The sequence below is a fragment of the Pseudoalteromonas rubra genome, from assembly GCF_000238295.3.
In the GTDB taxonomy this organism is placed as follows: Bacteria; Pseudomonadota; Gammaproteobacteria; order Enterobacterales; family Alteromonadaceae; genus Pseudoalteromonas; species Pseudoalteromonas rubra.
In genome coordinates, this window is record NZ_AHCD03000020.1 from 526,910 (window position 1) to 546,284 (window position 19,375).

Below are 19,375 nucleotides of genomic sequence, written 5' to 3' on the forward strand. Positions count from 1 at the left end.
GTATGAACACGTTAATGGTGCAGGGGACGACGTCAGATGCCGGAAAAAGCACGTTAGTGGCGGGCTTGTGTCGGGCATTACAGCGCCGTGGTATCGAGGTCGTACCGTTCAAACCGCAGAATATGGCGCTCAATAGTGCGGTTACCCCAGATGGTGGAGAAATAGGCCGGGCTCAGGCATTACAGGCCATGGCTGCTAAAGTACCCTTGAGCACAGATCTAAACCCGATTTTGCTCAAGCCGAATTCAGATACGGGTGCCCAGGTCATTGTGCATGGCCGTGCACTCAGTAACATGGAAGCCGCAGGGTATCATGATTACAAAAAAGTCGCGATGCAGGCGGTACTGACCTCACATCAAAGGCTCAGTGAACAGTATGACCTTTGTGTGGTAGAAGGGGCTGGCAGTCCGGCGGAAATTAATCTGCGAGAGAACGACATTGCCAATATGGGGTTTGCCTGTGAGGTCGATTGCCCGGTGATCATCATTGCCGACATCGACAAAGGCGGTGTGTTTGCTCACCTGGTTGGGACCCTGGCGCTGCTCAGCGACTACGAGCAATCTTTAGTGAAAGGCTTCGTGATCAATCGTTTTCGGGGCGATATTGCGTTGTTGCAGAGCGGGCTGGACTGGCTGGAGCAGCATACCGGCAAACCTGTACTGGGTGTATTGCCTTACTTACACGATCTGGCGTTGGATGCGGAAGATGCCGTGACGATAGCAAATCGCATGGACAACCCCGAAATTAAAGTGGCTGTACTGCTGCTGCCGCATATTAGCAATCACACCGATTTTGATACCTTGCGATTAGACCCCAAAGTTGATCTGCGTTATGTGCGCCACACCGAAACCATAGGTGCAGCTGACTTAGTGATCATCCCGGGCAGTAAAAATGTGCTTAACGACCTGGCTTTTTTACGCACAGAGGGGTGGGACAGTGAGTTGCGACGCCATGTACGCTACGGCGGAAAAGTGCTGGGGATCTGTGGGGGGTATCAGATGCTGGGGAATACCATTTGTGACCCTCAGCAGGTCGAGTCAACACAGGGCAGTATTCAAGGTCTGGCGATGGCCGATTTTGAGACCCAACTGACAACAAATAAAACCCTGACTCAGGTGCAGGCAAGCTGTTTGTTGAACGGTCAGCAGACCCATCTGAGCGGTTATGAGATCCATTGTGGGATCACTCAGGGGGCTGCATTAGCGCGACCCTTTTTACAGTTTGACGCGCACCCATCAGGGTGGCAAGTTGATGGTTTTATCAGTGAGGATAACCAGCTGGCTGGCACCTATCTGCACGGACTGTTTGATAGTCCCGAGGGACTGACCTGTGTGCTGAGCTGGGCCAGCGATGGCCGCTACAGTGGTAGTGGATTCAACCTGGCAGAACACCGTGAGCAGCAACTGGAACGGCTGGCCGATATGTGCGAAACCCATTTAGACATAGATAAAATTCTGGCAATCAGTGAACAGAGGACAGCATGAGCGAACACAAACAGGATAAACATAAGGCAAGACAGCAAAAAGTGAAAGAGCAGGTCGATGCCAAAATCGAGCAGGCACAGGAAGAAAAAGGCATCTTGCAGGTGATCACTGGCAATGGCAAAGGTAAGTCTACCTCAGGCTTTGGCACCGTTGCACGGTGTGTGGGCCATGGCATGAATGCTGCTGTAGTACAGTTTATTAAAGGCATGTGGGAATGCGGTGAGCGTAATTTGTTGGAACGCGCGGGTGTGCCGTTTGCTGTGATGAAAACGGGCTTCACCTGGGAAACACAAAACCGCGAGACAGATACCCAGGCGGCGCAGGCCACCTGGCAACAGGCAAAACTGTGGTTACAGGATGACAGTATCGATCTGGTCTTGCTGGACGAACTCACCTATATGGTCAGCTACGACTATCTTGATCTGGATGAAGTGATTACGGCGTTGGAAAATCGTCCTGCGATGCAGTCGGTGATCATTACGGGTCGTGGGGCACATCGTCGCCTGACAGAGTTGGCCGATACGGTCAGTGAAGTTCGTAACGTGAAACACGCGTTTGAAGCGGGGATCAAAGCGCAAAAAGGGTTCGATTTCTGATGAAAGCAGTCCTGAATATCTGGCTGGGTATGCTGGTTTGTCTGATTGCAAGTCAGGTTTGTGCAGCTCAGGCCTCTGAACAGCCGGCTAAACGGATCGTGGCCCTGGCGCCGCATATTGTTGAGAACTTATATGCCATTGGGGCTGGCGAGCGGATTGTCGGGACTGTTGAATATGCGGACTTCCCGGCTGAGGCCAATTACATTCCCCGTATTGGTGGTTATCATGGCATTGCGCTGGAAAAGTTACTGGCGCTGTCGCCCGATCTGGTGATTGCCTGGCAGGGCGGCAATCAACAAACTGAGCTGGATAAGCTTGAGCAGCTCGGTGTGAACGTGGTGTACAGCGAAACCAAAGCCTTGCAACAGATCCCGCACTCTCTGCGCTGGCTGGGCCAGTTAACCGGGCTGGAAGAGAACGCTGAGCAAGTAGCCCGGCAGTTTGAGCAAGGCATGGCTGAACTGCATAAGGAGTATCGTTCTGCAACGCCTTTGTCCGTGTTTTATCAGTTATGGCCAGCTCCGATGATGACGGTCAATGGCACCACCTGGATCCATCAGACGCTTGAGGTGTGTGGGGCCAGTAATGTGTTTGCCGATGCAACGACATCCTATCCGCAGATCAGTATCGAAAATGTGCTCCTGAAACACCCGCAGGTGATAGTGATCCCGCAGGAAAAATCTAAACAAGTCCAGCCCACCATAGACTGGCATAAGTGGCCAGAAATTCCGGCGGCCAAACATGAACAATATATTGAGGTGAATGCGGATCTGTTACATCGTTATACGACCCGTGTGCTTGAAGGGTTAACTCAGTTATGTGATAAACTGGATGCTTCTCGAACTTACTATCAGCAACTTAAACTAGCTGGGAAATAAATATGACAACCTGGAATGACGTGCTCGGGCACGAAAAACAACAAACGTATTTTCAGGACACCCTGAACTATGTCGCCGAGCGTCGGGCGCAGGACGTCGCCGTCTATCCTCCTGAGGACATGATGTTTGAGGCGTTCAAGGCCACGCCGTTCGATCAGGTCAAGGTTGTGATCCTGGGACAGGATCCCTATCATGGGCCAAACCAGGCACACGGGTTGTGTTTCTCTGTACTGCCAGGTGTTAAGGTGCCCCCGTCATTGGCCAACATGTATAAAGAATTGGCACAGGACATCACGGGTTTCCAGATCCCCAATCATGGCTATCTGCTACCCTGGGCTGAGCAAGGCGTACTGCTGCTCAATACAGTGTTAACAGTCGAGCAGGGACAGGCACACTCCCACAAACACCTCGGTTGGGAACGCTATACCGACGCCGTTATCGAACAGCTCAATCAACACACAGAGGGCGTGATCTTCCTGCTCTGGGGTGCACATGCACAAAAAAAGGGCAAAGCGATCGACACACAACGTCATCACGTATTGCACGCACCACACCCTTCTCCGCTTTCAGCACACCGCGGCTTTTTCGGTTGTCAGCACTTTTCGCAAACCAACACGCTATTGCAAAGCATGGACAAAACGCCCATCAACTGGCAAGTCTGAGTTTAGGTTTAAAAAACAAAAAAGGCGCTCAATGCGCCTTTTCAGTTAAATAAAGTCAAGCTCGTCCAGATCGATGCTGTCTGCGAATATGTCCAGTTCTTCCAATTCCTTACGCAGGCGTTGTTTGTCCTTCAGCGCTTCAATTTCGCGCCACTTTCTTTTTTTGCCTTTAGATGAGGTTCTTTTCTTTGGTGCAGGACTTTCTAGTGTTGAAATAAAATCGTCTAGGCTATCCATGAATTTCTCCTATTGATGTACTAACCTCAAAGATTTGTGTTTACGCATTACTCAATTTGAATGAAAAACACACTTCAAGTAATGCTGGTATACCACAGACAGGAGAAAAGTAAAATAAAAATGTGTCCGTTAGGTTAAAAGCAGGTGACAGTTTGATGAAGCTCAAATTTGCTTCAAGTTTTGCCGAGGCCAGAGGAACAGAGCACTGCGAGCGAGGCGGTGAATGAATTGGGTCATCAATTTCGGGGCATAAAAAAACGCCACATCACGTGGCGTTTTTCAATCAATATGCTTAGTGCAGTGTCAGCTTACAGCGCCTTAAAGCGTGTTTCCAGCGTTTCCTGGGCAGCTGCAAATGCACGAATACCTTCAGCCAACTTTTCGGTGGCCATGGCATCCTGGTTGTGTAACCAGCGGAATTCGCTTTCGCTCAACGGAGCAGGTTTAGCCACAACTTCATAGTTGTTGTCCAGCAGGTACTCTTCAGTGGCCGGCAATTCACCCAGTTCCTCTAGCAAAGCAGGGCTGATAGTCAGCTTGTCACACCCTGTCAGGGCAACAATTTCGGCGGTGTTACGGAAGCTGGCACCCATCACAACGGTGTTATAACCGTGACGTTTGTAGAATTCGTAAATGCTGCGTACTGACTGCACACCCGGGTCTTGCAGTGGATCAGTCGGCTTTTCCAGGCCATTGGCCACGTGCCAGTCGAGGATCCGACCTACAAAGGGTGAGATCAGGAATACATTTGCGTCAGCACATGCGCGTGCCTGAGCCTGGCTGAATAGCAAAGTCAGGTTACATTTAACGCCTTGCTTTTCCAAAGCTTCTGCGGCTTTAATGCCTTCCCAGGTAGAGGCGATTTTGATTAAAATTTTGTCTTTGCTGACACCCAGTTGCTCATACAGCGCCAGTAACTGCTGCGCTTTAGCAATGGTCGCTTCGGTATCGAACGATAAGCGTGCATCGACTTCGGTTGAGATATAACCCGGTACAATGTTAGCAATCTCTTTACCAAGCAGAACGGCAAAGTAATCACAAGCCAGTTCCAGTTGTTGTGCCGCATCGTCATGCTGGCTCTTAGCGTAGTCCCAGGCTGCTTTCAGGTAATCCTGATAAGCAGGCATCTCGGCTGCTTTTAATAGCAGAGACGGGTTAGTGGTGGCATCTTCCGGTTGGTGTTTACGGATTGCCTCGATATCTCCGGTGTCGGCGACGATAGATGAATGCTGTTTTAGCCTATCTAATGCTGAAGTCATGCTGTCCTCATTCCAATTCATTGCAGCGTGTCAAAAAGTCTACTGTCCCTATGTTGCATTACCGTGACCTGTGTGAATAGGTCATATGTCCTTATCTGCGAGGTCGTGCCACGAGAAAGTCCGAATGCGTGATGCGGGGGCGCACTTCGTCAGTCGGGGGTCTGCGTGACGAACTGCAAACAGGCTGGTCTGCCAGCAACTGGGCAAGCAGTGTCGAGCCCCCGAAAAATATTGCGCTTGCGCTCACCGGGGGATAGTGTTGAAATTGACATTTATCAATAGTTAAGTCAATAGGCAGGCCATGATCACTCTCGTTTCCCCGGCAAAAAATCTCGATTATGATACCCCGGCGCACACCGCGCGTTTTACCCAGCCCGAGTTGCTCACGCACAGTGAAGAATTGATCAGCGTGTGTCGAGACTTGTCGCCGCAACAGATTGGCACCTTAATGAAGATCAGTGACAAGCTGGCGGGCCTCAATGCCGCGCGCTTCGCCGAGTGGTCACAACCTTTCACCTCTGATAATGCCAAACAGGCTGTACTGGCCTTTAATGGTGATGTGTACACTGGTCTGGATGCATCGAGTATGGACGACGCCACATTGGACTACGCGCAGCAACATTTGCGTATTTTGTCAGGCCTTTATGGGGTACTGAAGCCATTGGACCTGATGCAGGCGTATCGTCTGGAAATGGGCACTAAGCTGGAGAATCCGCGCGGTAAAAACCTCTATGAATTCTGGGGCAGGATTATTGCCGACAAGCTCAATGAAGCGCTGGAAGCGGCCAATAGTCAGGTACTGATTAATCTGGCATCCAATGAATATTTCAAAGCGGTAGATAAAAAGGCACTCAAAGCTGAGATTATTTCGCCTGTGTTCAAAGACTGCAAAAATGGTCAGTTCAAGGTCATTAGTTTCTATGCCAAAAAAGCCCGTGGCATGATGGCTCGGTATATTCTGGACAATCAGGTGGAATCACCAGAGGCACTGAAGGCGTTTGATGTTGCAGGCTATTACTACAGCGAAGAAGCCACGCAAAAAGCCAGTGAGCCGGTATTTTTGCGCGCAGAGCAAAACTAATTCGGAGTCTGAGGCGATGAGCGGGATAAGGATAATCAGAGACTTAGGTATGCTTGCTGCATTAGGGATGTTGGCAGGATGTCAGGGCCAGCTCAATACGCGTGTTGGCAGTGTGCAGGTAGAGTGTGAGCACAATGAACGCGCCTGCTTACAACATTGCCAGGAAGATTATATCAGCGCAGATCCACTGCAAACGCAGTGTATTCAACGCTGTTATGAGCAGGCGAATCAATGTCGTTTGAGTAAGCCTGCTGAACCCAGAACAAACACGCCTGAGTGGGAGTGAGTATCTCTGCTTTAGTGTCTAAACCCCCTGTCCCTAATCTTTGGAGTATGCCTAATTGAATAAAAATGTCTTGCTGCTGGCCTGTTGTCAGGGTCTGATCACCACAGGGAACATCCTGCTTGTGACCATTTCTGCACTGGTGGGTCAGTTGTTGAGCCCGTCGGCGGCGCTGACCACTTTGCCGGTGGCAATGCAGATGGCTGGGCTATTAATGGCGACCATTCCGGCGTCGCTGATCATGGCGAAAACCGGTCGCAAACTGGGGTTCTCATTAGGCAATCTAATTGGTATTAGTGGTACTTTGCTGGGGGTCTGGGCGCTCAGAGAAAGCGATTTTGCACTCTTTTGTGTGGCGACCACTTTAATAGGGATGGGGATCGGCTTTGCCACCTTGTATCGATTTGCGGCCATAGAAGCCAGTGATAAGCCCGCCACGGCCATTTCGATTATCATGGCCAGTGGTGTTGTCGCAGCGGTTTTGGGGCCGAACCTGGCCGTCTGGGTGAACGAGGTGTACCCGGCATTGAATTATGCCAATTCCTTTGTGGCACTCAGTGGGTTGTACATTCTGGCTTTACTATTGTTGCAGGGCGTACGCTTCACTGAGGTCGACACACACACCGCCCAGGCGCCGGCCCGGACATTGAAAGAAATTATGGCACAGAAGCAGTTTCAGCTGGCGGTGCTGGTGGCCATGATCAGTTATTCCGTCATGAACTTTTTGATGACCGCGACGCCATTGGCTATGCATCGTCATGGATTTGACCTGGCAGACTCTGCGCTGGTCATTGAATGGCATGTACTGGGGATGTTTCTGCCGTCTTTCTTTACCGGCAAGCTCATTGAACGCTTTGGCGCGCGAGCCATGATCCTTGCGGGCTGTGTGCTGTATCTGATCTGCGCCGTGATTAACCTGCTGGGGTTGACGCACTGGCACTTTTTGTTGGCTTTATTTGCGCTTGGCGTGGGCTGGAATTTTATGTTTATCAGCGCCACACAACTGGTGAGTCAGACTTATGCGCCGCAGGAGCGCGCCAAAACACAAGCCTGCAACGAGTTTTTGGTCTTCAGCATGGTGGTGGCATCGTCACTCAGCGCTGGGTTTTTGGAAGCCACCGCAGGCTGGCAGGCGTTAAATGTGTGGAGTATGCCAGTGGTGTTAGTCGCGCTGATTGCGACTGTTTTATTGTCCAGAGGAGCTGCCCCACTAACACGTTCAGCGGCTGGCTGAGGTTGTGTGGCTGGCGCTAAATGTGTGGTGCATGTCGGTGGTTTTGGTCGCTCTGATTGCGACCGTTTTATTGTCCAGAGGAGCTTCGCTACTCACACGTTTACCGGCAGACTGAGATAAGCAAGCACCACTTCATCGCGAAAGCCGATGTCCTGATGTTTACCTTCGTTGCGATAGTGCCGGCACATGGCCACTGCATCCTGTGTTTGTGCTTTCAATAACGGACTTGGCATATCAACGCGAAGTGCGGCGCGGTGCCATTTCTCCGTTAATTCGTTTGGAGGAGAGGGCAAAGAGGGCAGCACTTGTTCTACCAGCTCAAAGGCACTGTCCTGGGCAACAAGTATCATGTCGTCGTTGGCGGCGGCGAACCAGCTAACACCTGCTTTGTTTACACATACTAAAGGGATAAAAGGGGCCAGCGCCGGAAAAATATCATTGCGATAGATATCGACCTCCCAGTAGCTGCGGGCAATTTTGATAAATTGATCAAAACTGGTGATGGCACCAAACCCTGACTCTGCGAGTAAGCGGATCTCCGCCCGGGGCTTATTGGGGTTAACGGTGTCATTGGCAGCATCTATGTACCAGGGCCCAACCACCAGCGCATTCTGAAAGTATTCATCGCGCAAAGATCCCCATACCGGTTCGAGCGTCAGGCCACTGTCCAGCAGCGCTTTAAGCGGTTGCAGTGCCACGTCGACCTGCGGTTTGGCCAGCGCCACTTTGAGTGCATCATGAATGGCATTACGGACTTCTTTGCACCGTCCCAGTGGGTAGGGCTTGCCTGCAAAGGTCGGGTATTTCTGTGCTAATGCGGGATCGATATTAAGGCGTAAATGGGCCAGATAGACTTCCAGGGCGATAACTTGGTCGGGTGTGAGCATTGAGCTTCCTGCGATAGAGCATGTTTATACGCAAGTGTAACTGCTTGCTCCATGTGAGAAAAGGGCCTGAACATAAAGGGGGATGGCCTGAGCAAAAAGAAAAAGGACGTCTCAGACGTCCTTTGGCATATGGGTTACTTTTTCTTTTTTGTTTTGGCCTTAGCGGCTTTTTTCTTCGCTTTGATTTTGACCGGATCTTTTTTCTTTTTCGGCAACTTGGCTTCTTTGTGTTTCGGCTCCAGCCCTTCAACCACGCGGCGTTTCAGCTTTTGCTCCGTGTAGCGCTCAACTTTACCCAGGATCTCGGCATCATGGGCTTCAACCAGTGAAATGGCGGTGCCTTTTTTACCGGCACGACCAGTACGGCCAATGCGGTGTACATATATGTCGGCAGTGCGCGGCATATCAAAGTTAATCACATGGCTGATATCCGCAACGTCGATACCACGCGCCGCCACGTCGGTGGCGATCAGGATGCGGGTGCGACCACTGTGGAAGCTGGCCATGGCGGCCATGCGCTTGTCCTGTGGCATTTCTCCGCGCAACCAGGTGGTCTTAATGTCCTGGGTATACAGCTCGCCAACCAGTTTTTCGAGACGCTCACGGGTCTTCACAAACACGATGGCCTTGGTCACTTCTTCGCTTTGTAGCAGATTAGCGAGGATGGCCAGCTTATGCTGATAGTCATCTGCCAGGTGGATCCACTGATGGATTTTGCCCTTTTCTTTACGTGATGACTCGGCCTCAAGTAATGCCGGATCTTTTAAGATACGCTCGGCAAACAGCTCGACGCTGTCACCTTCCAGCGTGGCAGAAAACAGGAAACACTGACGACGGTTTTTTGCTTCGTTACAGATCTTAAGCATTTCTTTTTTAAAGCCCAGGTCCAGCATACGGTCGGCTTCATCGAGGATCAGCAGCTCAACATTGTCGGCATGGAAGTTCTCGGTCTCAAGATATTCCATCAGACGGCCCGGTGTGGCTATCAGAATGTCGTTGTTCTTTTCGAAGATTTCTTTGTGGCTGCCATAGTTAATACCACCGGTTACCACACCGATTTTCAGGTGCGTGCCTGCTGCCAGTGCTTCGCATTGCTCAAACACCTGATAGGCCAGCTCACGGGTGGGCGTCATGATCAGCACACGGGCAAAGCCGGGATCGCGACGCGGGAAATCCATCAAATACTGAATTGCCGGGATCAGGAAGGCGGCTGTTTTACCCGTGCCCGTTGGCGCAGACGCCAGTATATCACGGCCCATCAGAGCCTCCGGAATAGCCAGCTGTTGAATGCTGGTGGCCTGCTCAAAGCCCATTTTTTTTATGGCAGTCAGAAGCGTGCCGTCGAGATCGAATTCAGTAAATTGCATAGTGCATCACAAATAAAGGACAATAGCGGAATTATACTTGGCAATCCGGGTTTCTCAAAGGAGCAAAATGGCAGGCTTTGCATTTAAGCAATTTACGGTGGCACAATCGCGCAGTGCAATGAAGGTGTCGACCGATGGGGTGTTATTCGGCGCCTGGGTTTGTGTGACGGGCGCACAACGCATGCTGGACATTGGCGCTGGCACCGGGTTATTGAGCTTGATGTGCAAGCAGCGCGTCCCATCACTGATGATCGATGCGGTTGAGATTGATGCGCAGGCCTGTCTGGATGCCAGAGACAACATCCACGCCAGCCCCTGGCAGGGGATTCGGGTGCACCAGACTCCCATTCAGACATTTGCTGCAGATGAACCTTATGATTTGGTGATCAGTAATCCACCGTATTTTAATCACAGCTTAAAAGGGCCGGATGTTGCCCGAAATACCGCGCGCCACACCGACAGTTTGAGTTTTGTGCACCTGATTGAGGCGTTTAAGCTGCACAGTCACGCACAGGGCCGACTGGCGGTCATTTTACCGGCTCAGGAAGGGCTGGCGTTTATCGCACTGGCACAGCAGCATGGCTTGTACCTTGCTCGCCGCTGTGAGGTCACGATGACGCCTGACAAGCCCGTTAGCAGGCTAATGCTGGAATGGCAACGGGTTGAGACTGGTCTTGTTCAGGAAACCCTGTGTGTCAGAGCGCCGGATGGCGCATACAGTGCAGCGTTTATTGATCTGTGTCGTGATTTTTATCTAAAAATGTGACCTTCAATGGCGGCGTAATGGGCACTCATGCAGTAAGCTTATGTAATATCTAAGCAGTGTGAAAAACGCTAGACTCGCACATATCGATAAAAGACTGAACTGGATCATTCCGGACTCAGTGCAAGGAGCCGATAATGGATCAAGATACTCAAATCATTTGTAACTTTCTGAGCGACATTAACTTGCCCCATGCGCTTTGCCCCGTGGAGGGGAAGATGTTTCTGCCGGGCCTGCAAATTGTGCATGGTGTGCTTCACATAGACACAGATAAACTGGTTTGCCCCGGAGACATATTGCATGAAGCCGGGCACATTGCGGTATGTGAGCCGATTTTTAGGCCTCAGCTGCATGAAGACGTTTATAAAAACGGGCTTAAAAATGGGCGCGAAAAACAGGCGATGGAAGGCGAAGAAATGGCGGCGACCGCCTGGTCTGTCGCCGCCATTTGGCACCTTGGGCTGCCCATAGATCTGGTGTTTCCGGAAAACAGTTATCAGGGAATGAATCAGGCACTGAAAGAAAGCTTTGAAAATGGCGGAATATTTGGTGATCCGCTGCTGACGGCCTGGGATATGACCTGTCCGGATAAGGGCTTTCCTAAAATGACAAGTTGGATCAGGGAAGTGCGCTGGTTAAATGAGTTACCTGAGCCGCTGGCACAGGTTTGATGAAGAGATAAGTACAATTAAAAACCCTCAGAGCGACTCGCGCGGAGTACTCTGAGGGCAAAGTATCAGGCCTGGCCGTGCTGACGTATCTTCGTCAAAAAGTCTGAGACATCGACAGAGCAAAAAGTGACCATGGCAAAAAATTGGTTGAGTTTTGGCTGACCTACATCGCGTTCCCAATTTTCATAAGTTTTACGACACACGCCAAGCTGAGTCGCCATAGCCTGTGTTGTCACACCTTTATTCTTTCTCAATTTCCTGAGGTCATCACCGGTAATGTAGCGGGAAAAAAATTCCATATTGTTAGTTCCTTTGATTATTGTTTTAAAGGTAAAGCCGGGAGTGTTCGATGCTGTTTTGCGGATGATTTAAAAGACACCTGCCCGGACGCCTATTGCTATTTCCTGCAATGGGTAATTTGTAACTCAGATTGCAATGAAAAAAATAATAATGTGCAATTTTTTTGCAGGTTATGAATTCATTCATTTGTTTGCGAAAAAGCGCTGCCTACAGGGGCTGATCAAGTTTATATAAAACACCATAAACGTCTGTTTTTTATAATATTATGTTGCTGCTTTGTTGTGTTTGTATTCATTTAACGTACAATCCTGCTTTCTGAAACTTTGTTACAATCATAGGGATAAGAATGGATAACAAATGCTTCCTGGCGTTTTGGAAAGCTGGGGTTTTCGGGTTGATGCTTGCCTTCAATATGAAAGCGATAGCATCCACAGACGTTGTTTCCGGCTACGAATACAGAAAAAGTACGGCCTTCACAGTATCGAGTAATGCAGATGCCAGTAGCGACTTTTTGGTCGTCAACAGCGACTCTGATACCGTGCAGCTTACCTTCGAGCGGTTTGAGGTGAAAGGCAAACCTCTGCTCATTAAACTTGCCAACACCAGTACAACAGAAACCCTGGTGATCAAATCTCGTTACCTGTCGCTCAAAGATAGGATTTCGGTTCTTGGCAAACCCGTCAATTTAATCTTTGTATCTACTCAAGACACTCTTGATTGTACCAGTTGCTCTTTTGACAATGCAGAGCGGATCACCCTGGTGCATGGCGCTTACGGCTCAGATGATAAAATAACGACACAGACATCCGGGCGCATTTCCATTGATAACCTGAGTGCCCCTGGCGCACTGTCACTTGAAGTGATGGCCGACCAAATCAATACGTCCGGCACGCTCGATCTTAACTTGGCAGCACAGCGTCATCCTCAAAGTGGGTTTATTCTCGCTGAGAACGGTGGATATGTGATAGGTTCTGGTGGGATTAACCTTTATCCTGGCCAGCTAACCATCAAGTACAGCAATTTGGATCTGCTGACAGTAACCCAGAAAAATACCTCTTACAAACCAGGTGGGACCTTCAAAGCGGCGAATATTGGCATTGTCGCATCTCAGCCTGTGGTTATTCCGACTGGGACAGAGTTTAATACTATGTCCGATGCGCTTGCGACAAGTACGCGACAAGGCCATTTTCATGCCCCCGCAGAAGGGATATTTATACAGATAGCCAAGCATGAAAGTGCCGCGTTAAAAGTGTATGGCAAGCTTTATAGTGATCGTATTGTCACAACGAAAACAATAGGTAATACAATTATTTATGCTAATGCGCGAGTGATGGCTCAAACAGTAAAGCACGTCGCAGACGGTTATCTCTTGAATCAGGGTTATGTTGATGCTGATCACATTGAAGTGGCTACAGATCGTCTGTTCAATTATGGCACTTTAAATGGGTCGAGTATCGCCGTAGAAACAGAGGGTGATGTATACAATGCCTTTGGTGGTGTGATGAAAGCGGGTAATTTGGACCTGGATTTAAAAGATGGCATCTTCATCAATGGGTCACGCACCAGAAAATTATACAGGCCAGAGAAGCTGTCGCTTGTTGCACCATCGATTAACATCAATAGTCTTGAGCATGGTCCCTATAGCACCTACGGGACTGCTGGTGTATCGCAAAGCCGCCATAGTGCAAAAATCCATGCTAATACCTTAAAAATTGTCGCTAAAGCCATAGAAAATATAAACCCCTATCAAATCGAAGAGCCCAGTGGCGTTGACTGGGATCAGGGCATTAACGTCAGCACCACTCAATCAGAGCAGGTATCGATTGCGGCAGAGTCTAAGTTAGAGCTCAAAGCAAGTCAGTATATTCGTAATACCTCGGCTATTATGCGCCTGAATCAACCAGGTCTGTTCCATGTTGACACGCCACTCCTTTTTAACGAGCGTTACCGGCTTGAGACAACGTCTTACATCATTTCTCGTTATGTATATACCTCAGGGCAGAATGGCAGCCGTGATCAGGTAGAAACCGGAGTTGGTACAAAAGTATCAGCCTACTCACCACCCGGGCGCATTGTGAGCTTTGGAGATTTTGAGGTAGGCAGTAAAAATGCACCTGCAACCAGGCGGCGCATGGTTAACGCATTTTCTTATTTTGAGGTATTTGAAAACGCGCGCTTCCAAAAACTGGATCTGGAATCCATCGGTATGATCTTAAGCAACACCCTTTCACAACAAAGTGAACAAGCGGTAAAGCATTGTCTTATTTTGGGAAGTTGTGCGGGTAATACCATTAAAACGTCGGTTGAGGCCGAAACTTTGCTGTCTATTCACGGCGATGTCTACGGCATTAACCCTGAAGTGAGTACCACCAGTGACTTTCAACAATCAAATATAGATTCGCTGACTATCGAGCAATCAAACACAGTACATGAGTATTTTGCCAGCCGTTACACAGAGGACTTCGGTCAGGAACGCTTCAACAGATATCAGTACAGTGCAGTCTTTGATGACCCCTGGGTAAGAGCCAGTTATCAACAGTGTGACGGGTTTCGGTATGAAGAGCACGGGCAGGTACAAGTGAGAGATTGTACTACCAGACGTGTAAATGTATTGCTCCGTGACATACTTGCCGAATCATCGACTGCTGATTTTGCCGGGACAGGTTTCACCTACATACAAGTTCGAGATACTGCCATAGCTTATGCCAGAAATCGACAAACCGTCTCCACAGCAGAAGACTATCGATGCCGAAATACGGGGCAGGTAATTGAGTATCAATGCACAGCAAAAAATTTCCGCTTTATTGACGTACTAATCAATGAACCAGAGCAAGTGGCAACAATAAACTTCCGCTATCAGATTGAAATTGAGAATTACTGTGACCAATGCCAGGACAAGTATTCAACCCGCGACGTAGCAAAGTCCCTGCAAATCAGTGTTGCTGAATTAATGCAAGGACAGTAAAGGAACATACAATGAAGAAAAATGATTTTTCGGGTCAGTCAGTCCCTTTCTATAAAAAAGCTATCACGTATCTGAATATTTTTATGCTGCTGGGTCAAATGAGTTTGCCGACCCTGGCCTACGCTTATAACGCTTTTGATAAACTGGATGCGGCTCAGGTACTCAACAACTCTCCTGCATTCACGAAAACCTCTGACAGTAAAAGCGAGACTCAGTATGTCAAGTCAGAGCATATTGTAGAGCAGGTTCGCGCTCAGACAGCTCAAACCATTGCGGGCTTCCATAAGACTTTGCTGAAGAACAGAAAGTATGCGCTGCCAGCCCCTCAGGAAATTCCGATAATCAGTGATGCGGGTAAGATTATTTATACCCATTACCCGCTGGCAAAGCAGGTTGGTGATCGGTTCGTACAAACGCGCCTGATCCGCTCACAGATATACGCAGAGCTGGACCGGAGTATGATTTCACCGGCCTATGCAGATGAAACAGATCAGATAGTTCAGCTTTATCAAAATGCCTATGAACTGGCAGGCAAAGCCAATGTGACTTTTGGTGAGAAGATCTCAGCATCCGTTTATGCCAGCTTTGGTAAAGACTTTATCTGGCCAGAGTTCAGAGAAATAAACTCAGAGCAAGTATTAACTCCGGTTGTTCATCTCAGCGCCAGTACATTAGAAACGCGCTCTGTTAACGGACATCTGGTTGAGTTTACTGGCAATGATGTCAACTTCAGGGACATTACTGTTAACAGTGGCACCCTGCGCACTGGCAAAAATACCTATCTAAGAACAGCTCGTGACTTGACGGTCAACCCGGGCGCACAAGTGGCCTCCGATGGCGACCTGAATCTGTTTGTCGGTGGCACGCTAAGAAATCACTCAGGTAATCTCAGTGCTGCACAAAATGTACAAATTATTGCGGGTCAGTATGAACAAAAAACGCTGGTACACCGCTTCTCCAACCGCTATGAGCAAGGTACGCGTTTTGGCCAGATAGCTTCTGTAAATGGTGAGAATATCAGCATTTACAGCATGGGCGATCTTGTTGTTGAGGGGGGGACCATCGATGGTAACAACATCAGCCTGCGCGCCGATGGCAACATTCGTCTGCTCTCTCAGCAAACCAGTTACGTTAATAATGCGCCCGTAGGTAATTACGACCATACAAGCAGTGAAATTGAACACCTGACCACTAAGCTCACCGCCAAAGACAGTATTTATCTGATGGCCTCGGGTGCCATTGAGCTTAAAGCCGCAGAGCTGCATGCCGATCAGGGCGTGATTGATATTTTGGCGCTTCAGGGTGTGTTTATTCTGAATGAGTTCAATGAATCTCAGAGCACCAAAAGTGGTAAATGGGGCAAAACCACAGAAGAAGAGCAAGAGTTCCAGACCATTGCTATCCGCTCAGCGCTGGAGGCCGGTAAAGGCGTTCGAATTGCGTCAGAGTTTGGTGATATCACCTTACAGGCTACGCAAATTACCTCAGGCACAGGCACCAGCATCGATGCCCGCAACGGCCGGGTAAACCTGCTGTTGGCCAAAGAGCAGGATCATTATTTCTACAACAAGGTCAAAAAAGGCACCTGGAAAATCAAGACCGAAACCAAACAGGATACGGTCGACACTGCAGTTTATAACCAGATCATCGGCGGCGTTAAAGTCAATGCCACTCATGGTATTACCCTGGAGCTGGGGCAGTACGAGGGGGAAGATGTATCGACGATCATCAGTAGCTTTGCGGGCTCATCCACGCTCGGCTGGATGAATCAGCTGTATGAAAATAATGACGCGAACTCAAGCAATAATCTGAGTATTGTCACTACGGAGCTGACAAAGCTTCATATTGACAAAAAAACCAGTACCCTGAGCCCTGCGGCCATGGCGATCGTTGCCATTGCGGTATCGGTTGCGATGGGGCCAGCCGGTGCAGGGTGGATAGGTACCGAAGGGGCTATTGCCGCTGCGTTTGAAAGTGCAGCCATGGGGTCAGCGATGTCGGCGGCGGCTGTCACCTTAACCACTCAGGCTGCGACCAGCCTCGCGGGAGGCAATAGTGTTGGTGACACGCTCGAGACAATGATGAGCAGTGATAGTCTTAAATCACTGGCCATTGCTATGGCAACTGCGGGTATGCTGAGCGGCCTGGATGATCTGCAGTTTTTTGGAAAAGTTGACCCTAATGCGCAATTTCTAAGTTCAGATACACTGATCTCTATTGGTAATCAGGCCACTGAAGCCATCGTTACTGCCACTGTTCGTGCAGGTATATCAGCAGCTATAAATGGCGGGAGCTTTGACGGATTTAAGCAAGACTTTATTACCAACCTTAAAACCCACGCAATTAGCAGCCTTGGCGAAGGCATGGCCAAGGAAATTGGTGATCTGGTCGAAAATGGAAAAATAAACCAGGCTGTTCGCTATTTGTCTCATGCCGCCTTGGGGTGTGCTATTGGGGCTGCCACGGCTGAAGTCAGTGACAGCGCAGGTTCAGGGATTGCTTGTGCATCTGGTGCGGGTGGTGCGGTTATTGGCGAGGTGATTGCTGATTCATTCAATTCGCAGCAGGATTACGACGGTAAAAAAGCCGCGCTGGATCAGGAACTCGAAGCGCTGGGCCTGGATATCAATAACTTTGATAATCTAACCCCGAGTGAAAAACTTAAACTCGTTAATTCAACGTCAGTGGTTGAGCAGTTTGAAGCGCTTCAACGTATCAAAGCTCAGGGGGTCGACCTGGCCAAACTTGGGGCCGGTTTGTCTGCCTTTATTGCCGGTGGCGAGGTAAACATTGCCGCAGATGCCGGTGAAAATGCTGCACAAAACAATGCATTCTGGTTCGTACTGCAAATTGGCTATGGCCTGTACAAAGCCTACGAGCTTTATCAGACGGTTGAATCCATCGCGGCGCTGGGCGTTGAGCTTAAAAATGCCAAAGACGACGCTGAAAGAAACCAAATTCTGCTGAGGGCTGCGACGAACCTGGGCGTAGAGATTGTTGTCGGTAAAACTGCGTCTGCTACTTTCGGTGTACTCATCAAAAAAGCGCGCGACAGTGGACTGTTGCCTGATGATGCCCTCGATGAAGCCGCCGCGATTTACAATCGCATGACCGAAGGCAAACTGAAAGACTATAAGCCTGGACAAGGGCAGGGCCGTAAAACAAACCCCGGCCCGGAAGTGGATAACGACAGGCACAACTTCCCGGAAAACTATGAGAAGCTACCCGATGGCACATTTAAAGGGCCCGGTGGCGGTATTTTCACAGACTCAGGGTACACCTCAGAAAATGGTTTCCCTATTTTCCAGCGTACCTCTGGCGGCTACTTTTACATTGGCAGTGATGGCAAACAAGTTAGAGTTAATTCCCCCAGAGAGCACGGCGACTTCCATAAAGTAGATGATGTATGGGCGCCGGGAGTTAAGCCTATCCAGCGAGGCAGGCAGATACAAGACTCAGTATTCAAAAATGAGTATGAAGCTTACGGGTGGGGCAATACGGATGAGTACAGAATATGGAGTGATAAAGAAGGCAGATATGTCGATGCAAAAGGCCGAAACTTCCCACTGATTGACTTTCATCGCGGCGATGAAGTAGTTAGCCTGAAGTCAATTAATACCAATGGGTCTGATTGGATTAGACGTACAGAAGCGCATATAGACGATTTGTCGAAGCGTGGTATTATCGGCAGCAGCGGTAATCCCGTCCCTAAGGATAATCGAATACTGGACATTCGAGTACAGCCGGGAGGGCTGAGCCAGGTTAGAGGGTTAGTTACCTATGGTGAATCACTCGGCATAAAGGTTATTGTTAAGGAGTTTACTGGAAAATGAGTTTAAAGCTAAATATCAACTTTTTGCCCAACCAGTTCCCCAGAGCGTTAACGCTCTGGGAACTAGCTGATCTTAGTCGAGCACTGACAGACCTCGAAGGGCTAACCAAGTTGGTTAATATCGACACTTGTCGAACCACCAAGATCGAAAACTTTGTAAAGAGTAAAGATAAGGCTCGCACGAGGCCCTATACTTTTTCAGTTCGCCATCCGGATAAAGAGCGTGAAGGAGATAATGCATTGCTCTTTTCCACAATGGAGGACTGGCACTTTGATCAGCTGGTTATGTGGGGGTTTGATAAATTAATTGAACAGCGTGAGCAGTGGTGGCAACCTGTATTGCAGCACCCAGGATTTATTATGGCGCGGCTGATGTCGGAATTATTTGATATCCGACAAAGCTCAGGAAGCTTAATGGTACATGACTCTTATGGTTGGGCTCATGACCATCTCCCTAAAATCAGTAACGGAAAGCCACCACCAATAGATGAAATGGTCATTGATACCCGGGTTAATCCCGGCCATTGGCGGTTCAAACCCGGCTATATTGAGGGCGTGTCTTCAGAAATGTGGTTAGGTCAGCACTTCTTTAAGCATGTCAGGCTGGATAAACAAGCTTTGTATGACGTGGATTGGCTGGAAGTCACTGAGCTGGGCAATGTCACCCATATAAAGGCATACCATAAGCCTTTTGACAGCGATGTGGGCGAGCAACGAGACCTGCAAATTAAACTCAGAAAGCTCCTGTTTGGCCAATCCCCTCACACCGAAGACCCAGAGTTTAAATTATTAAGCGAGTTTCGACCCCCGGTGCGTTAGCTCGGCAGCACCAATTTTGAGAACCCCACCCCAAACTGGCGTAGAGGATAGCCTGTC

The 19,375-nt window shown here is 49.2% G+C and carries 17 protein-coding genes; 12 read left to right on the forward strand and 5 right to left on the reverse strand.

All coding sequences use genetic code 11. The features are described from left to right. The first annotated feature begins 2 nt into the window (after window positions 1-2). Genes PRUB_RS02410 through ung form a run of 4 tightly spaced genes read left to right on the forward strand, consistent with a single transcriptional unit; the run spans window position 3 to window position 3,620 of the window. Entirely contained in the window at window positions 3-1,484 is a 1,482-nt protein-coding gene (locus tag PRUB_RS02410) for a cobyric acid synthase (RefSeq protein WP_010382915.1), read from the forward strand. After that, window positions 1,481-2,080: a cob(I)yrinic acid a,c-diamide adenosyltransferase gene (gene cobO, locus PRUB_RS02415; RefSeq protein WP_010382914.1), complete on the forward strand. Its 600-nt coding sequence runs from the start codon at window positions 1,481-1,483 to the stop codon at window positions 2,078-2,080. The genes PRUB_RS02410 and cobO overlap by 4 nt, the downstream gene beginning before the upstream one ends. Next, window positions 2,080-2,958 carry a cobalamin-binding protein gene (locus PRUB_RS02420; RefSeq protein WP_010382912.1) on the forward strand — a complete coding sequence of 293 codons (879 nt, stop codon included), beginning with the start codon at window positions 2,080-2,082 and terminating at the stop codon, window positions 2,956-2,958. Before cobO ends, PRUB_RS02420 begins: the two co-directional genes overlap by 1 nt. Before the next feature lie 2 nt (window positions 2,959-2,960). Beyond that, on the forward strand, window positions 2,961-3,620 hold the full coding sequence (gene ung / locus PRUB_RS02425) for a uracil-DNA glycosylase (RefSeq protein WP_010382910.1): 660 nt from the start codon (window positions 2,961-2,963) through the stop codon (window positions 3,618-3,620). 45 nt (window positions 3,621-3,665) lie between these two features. Here the strand turns inward: ung and PRUB_RS02430 are convergent, their stop codons facing one another. Both PRUB_RS02430 and tal read right to left on the reverse strand, forming a co-directional pair. Further along, a complete protein-coding gene (locus PRUB_RS02430) occupies window positions 3,666-3,857 on the reverse strand; it encodes a DUF3545 family protein (RefSeq protein ID WP_010382909.1) in 192 nt (63 codons plus the stop codon). Between the two features lie 308 nt (window positions 3,858-4,165). Then, on the reverse strand, window positions 4,166-5,116 hold the full coding sequence (gene tal / locus PRUB_RS02435; protein ID WP_010382908.1) for a transaldolase: 951 nt from the start codon (window positions 5,114-5,116) through the stop codon (window positions 4,166-4,168). 301 nt (window positions 5,117-5,417) lie between these two features. Here tal and yaaA point away from each other — a divergent pair, with 301 nt between their 5' ends. The 3 genes from yaaA to PRUB_RS02450 are packed head-to-tail and all read left to right on the forward strand — an operon-like array spanning window position 5,418 to window position 7,714. Continuing rightward, the gene (yaaA, locus tag PRUB_RS02440) at window positions 5,418-6,197 is read left to right on the forward strand and encodes a peroxide stress protein YaaA (RefSeq protein WP_010382907.1); all 780 of its coding nucleotides are present in this window, start codon (window positions 5,418-5,420) and stop codon (window positions 6,195-6,197) included. A 49-nt stretch (window positions 6,198-6,246) separates the two neighbouring features. Further along, complete coding sequence (locus PRUB_RS02445) at window positions 6,247-6,483, forward strand: hypothetical protein (protein WP_010382906.1); 237 nt, start codon at window positions 6,247-6,249, stop codon at window positions 6,481-6,483. Between the two features lie 55 nt (window positions 6,484-6,538). Continuing rightward, entirely contained in the window at window positions 6,539-7,714 is a 1,176-nt protein-coding gene (locus tag PRUB_RS02450) for an MFS transporter (protein ID WP_010382905.1), read from the forward strand. A 92-nt stretch (window positions 7,715-7,806) separates the two neighbouring features. Here the strand turns inward: PRUB_RS02450 and PRUB_RS02455 are convergent, their stop codons facing one another. Next, complete coding sequence (locus PRUB_RS02455) at window positions 7,807-8,601, reverse strand: hypothetical protein (RefSeq protein WP_010382904.1); 795 nt, start codon at window positions 8,599-8,601, stop codon at window positions 7,807-7,809. Window positions 8,602-8,735: 134 nt separating this feature from the next. Then, the gene (srmB, locus tag PRUB_RS02460) at window positions 8,736-9,968 is read right to left on the reverse strand and encodes an ATP-dependent RNA helicase SrmB (protein WP_010382902.1); all 1,233 of its coding nucleotides are present in this window, start codon (window positions 9,966-9,968) and stop codon (window positions 8,736-8,738) included. 67 nt (window positions 9,969-10,035) lie between these two features. Here srmB and PRUB_RS02465 point away from each other — a divergent pair, with 67 nt between their 5' ends. After that, window positions 10,036-10,734, forward strand: a complete 699-nt coding sequence (locus PRUB_RS02465) for a tRNA1(Val) (adenine(37)-N6)-methyltransferase (protein ID WP_010382900.1) — start codon at window positions 10,036-10,038, stop codon at window positions 10,732-10,734. A 134-nt stretch (window positions 10,735-10,868) separates the two neighbouring features. Further along, entirely contained in the window at window positions 10,869-11,402 is a 534-nt protein-coding gene (locus tag PRUB_RS02470) for a hypothetical protein (protein WP_010382898.1), read from the forward strand. A gap of 65 nt (window positions 11,403-11,467) precedes the next feature. Here the strand turns inward: PRUB_RS02470 and PRUB_RS02475 are convergent, their stop codons facing one another. Then, complete coding sequence (locus PRUB_RS02475; protein ID WP_010382895.1) at window positions 11,468-11,701, reverse strand: helix-turn-helix domain-containing protein; 234 nt, start codon at window positions 11,699-11,701, stop codon at window positions 11,468-11,470. Window positions 11,702-12,048: 347 nt separating this feature from the next. On the opposite strand from PRUB_RS02475, the gene PRUB_RS02480 reads away from it, so the two are divergent. From PRUB_RS02480 to PRUB_RS02490, 3 genes are read left to right on the forward strand one after another with little or no spacing between them, the layout of a single operon-like run. Next, entirely contained in the window at window positions 12,049-14,667 is a 2,619-nt protein-coding gene (locus PRUB_RS02480; RefSeq protein WP_010382893.1) for a hypothetical protein, read from the forward strand. A gap of 11 nt (window positions 14,668-14,678) precedes the next feature. Further along, entirely contained in the window at window positions 14,679-18,500 is a 3,822-nt protein-coding gene (locus PRUB_RS02485; protein WP_010382891.1) for a DUF637 domain-containing protein, read from the forward strand. After that, on the forward strand, window positions 18,497-19,318 hold the full coding sequence (locus PRUB_RS02490) for a hypothetical protein (protein WP_010382889.1): 822 nt from the start codon (window positions 18,497-18,499) through the stop codon (window positions 19,316-19,318). Before PRUB_RS02485 ends, PRUB_RS02490 begins: the two co-directional genes overlap by 4 nt. Window positions 19,319-19,375: the final 57 nt, after the last annotated feature.

Bases quoted from the DNA above. Each gene is read 5' to 3' on its own strand.
- PRUB_RS02410 (WP_010382915.1), top strand. From the start codon at position 3: ATGAACACGTTAATGGTGCAGGGGACGACGTCAGATGCCGGAAAAAGC.
- cobO (WP_010382914.1), top strand. From the start codon at position 1,481: ATGAGCGAACACAAACAGGATAAACATAAGGCAAGACAGCAAAAAGTG.
- PRUB_RS02420 (WP_010382912.1), top strand. From the start codon at position 2,080: ATGAAAGCAGTCCTGAATATCTGGCTGGGTATGCTGGTTTGTCTGATT.
- ung (WP_010382910.1), top strand. From the start codon at position 2,961: ATGACAACCTGGAATGACGTGCTCGGGCACGAAAAACAACAAACGTAT.
- PRUB_RS02430 (WP_010382909.1), bottom strand. From the start codon at position 3,857: ATGGATAGCCTAGACGATTTTATTTCAACACTAGAAAGTCCTGCACCA.
- tal (WP_010382908.1), bottom strand. From the start codon at position 5,116: ATGACTTCAGCATTAGATAGGCTAAAACAGCATTCATCTATCGTCGCC.
- yaaA (WP_010382907.1), top strand. From the start codon at position 5,418: ATGATCACTCTCGTTTCCCCGGCAAAAAATCTCGATTATGATACCCCG.
- PRUB_RS02445 (WP_010382906.1), top strand. From the start codon at position 6,247: ATGCTTGCTGCATTAGGGATGTTGGCAGGATGTCAGGGCCAGCTCAAT.
- PRUB_RS02455 (WP_010382904.1), bottom strand. From the start codon at position 8,601: ATGCTCACACCCGACCAAGTTATCGCCCTGGAAGTCTATCTGGCCCAT.
- srmB (WP_010382902.1), bottom strand. From the start codon at position 9,968: ATGCAATTTACTGAATTCGATCTCGACGGCACGCTTCTGACTGCCATA.
- PRUB_RS02465 (WP_010382900.1), top strand. From the start codon at position 10,036: ATGGCAGGCTTTGCATTTAAGCAATTTACGGTGGCACAATCGCGCAGT.
- PRUB_RS02470 (WP_010382898.1), top strand. From the start codon at position 10,869: ATGGATCAAGATACTCAAATCATTTGTAACTTTCTGAGCGACATTAAC.
- PRUB_RS02475 (WP_010382895.1), bottom strand. From the start codon at position 11,701: ATGGAATTTTTTTCCCGCTACATTACCGGTGATGACCTCAGGAAATTG.
- PRUB_RS02480 (WP_010382893.1), top strand. From the start codon at position 12,049: ATGGATAACAAATGCTTCCTGGCGTTTTGGAAAGCTGGGGTTTTCGGG.
- PRUB_RS02485 (WP_010382891.1), top strand. From the start codon at position 14,679: ATGAAGAAAAATGATTTTTCGGGTCAGTCAGTCCCTTTCTATAAAAAA.
- PRUB_RS02490 (WP_010382889.1), top strand. From the start codon at position 18,497: ATGAGTTTAAAGCTAAATATCAACTTTTTGCCCAACCAGTTCCCCAGA.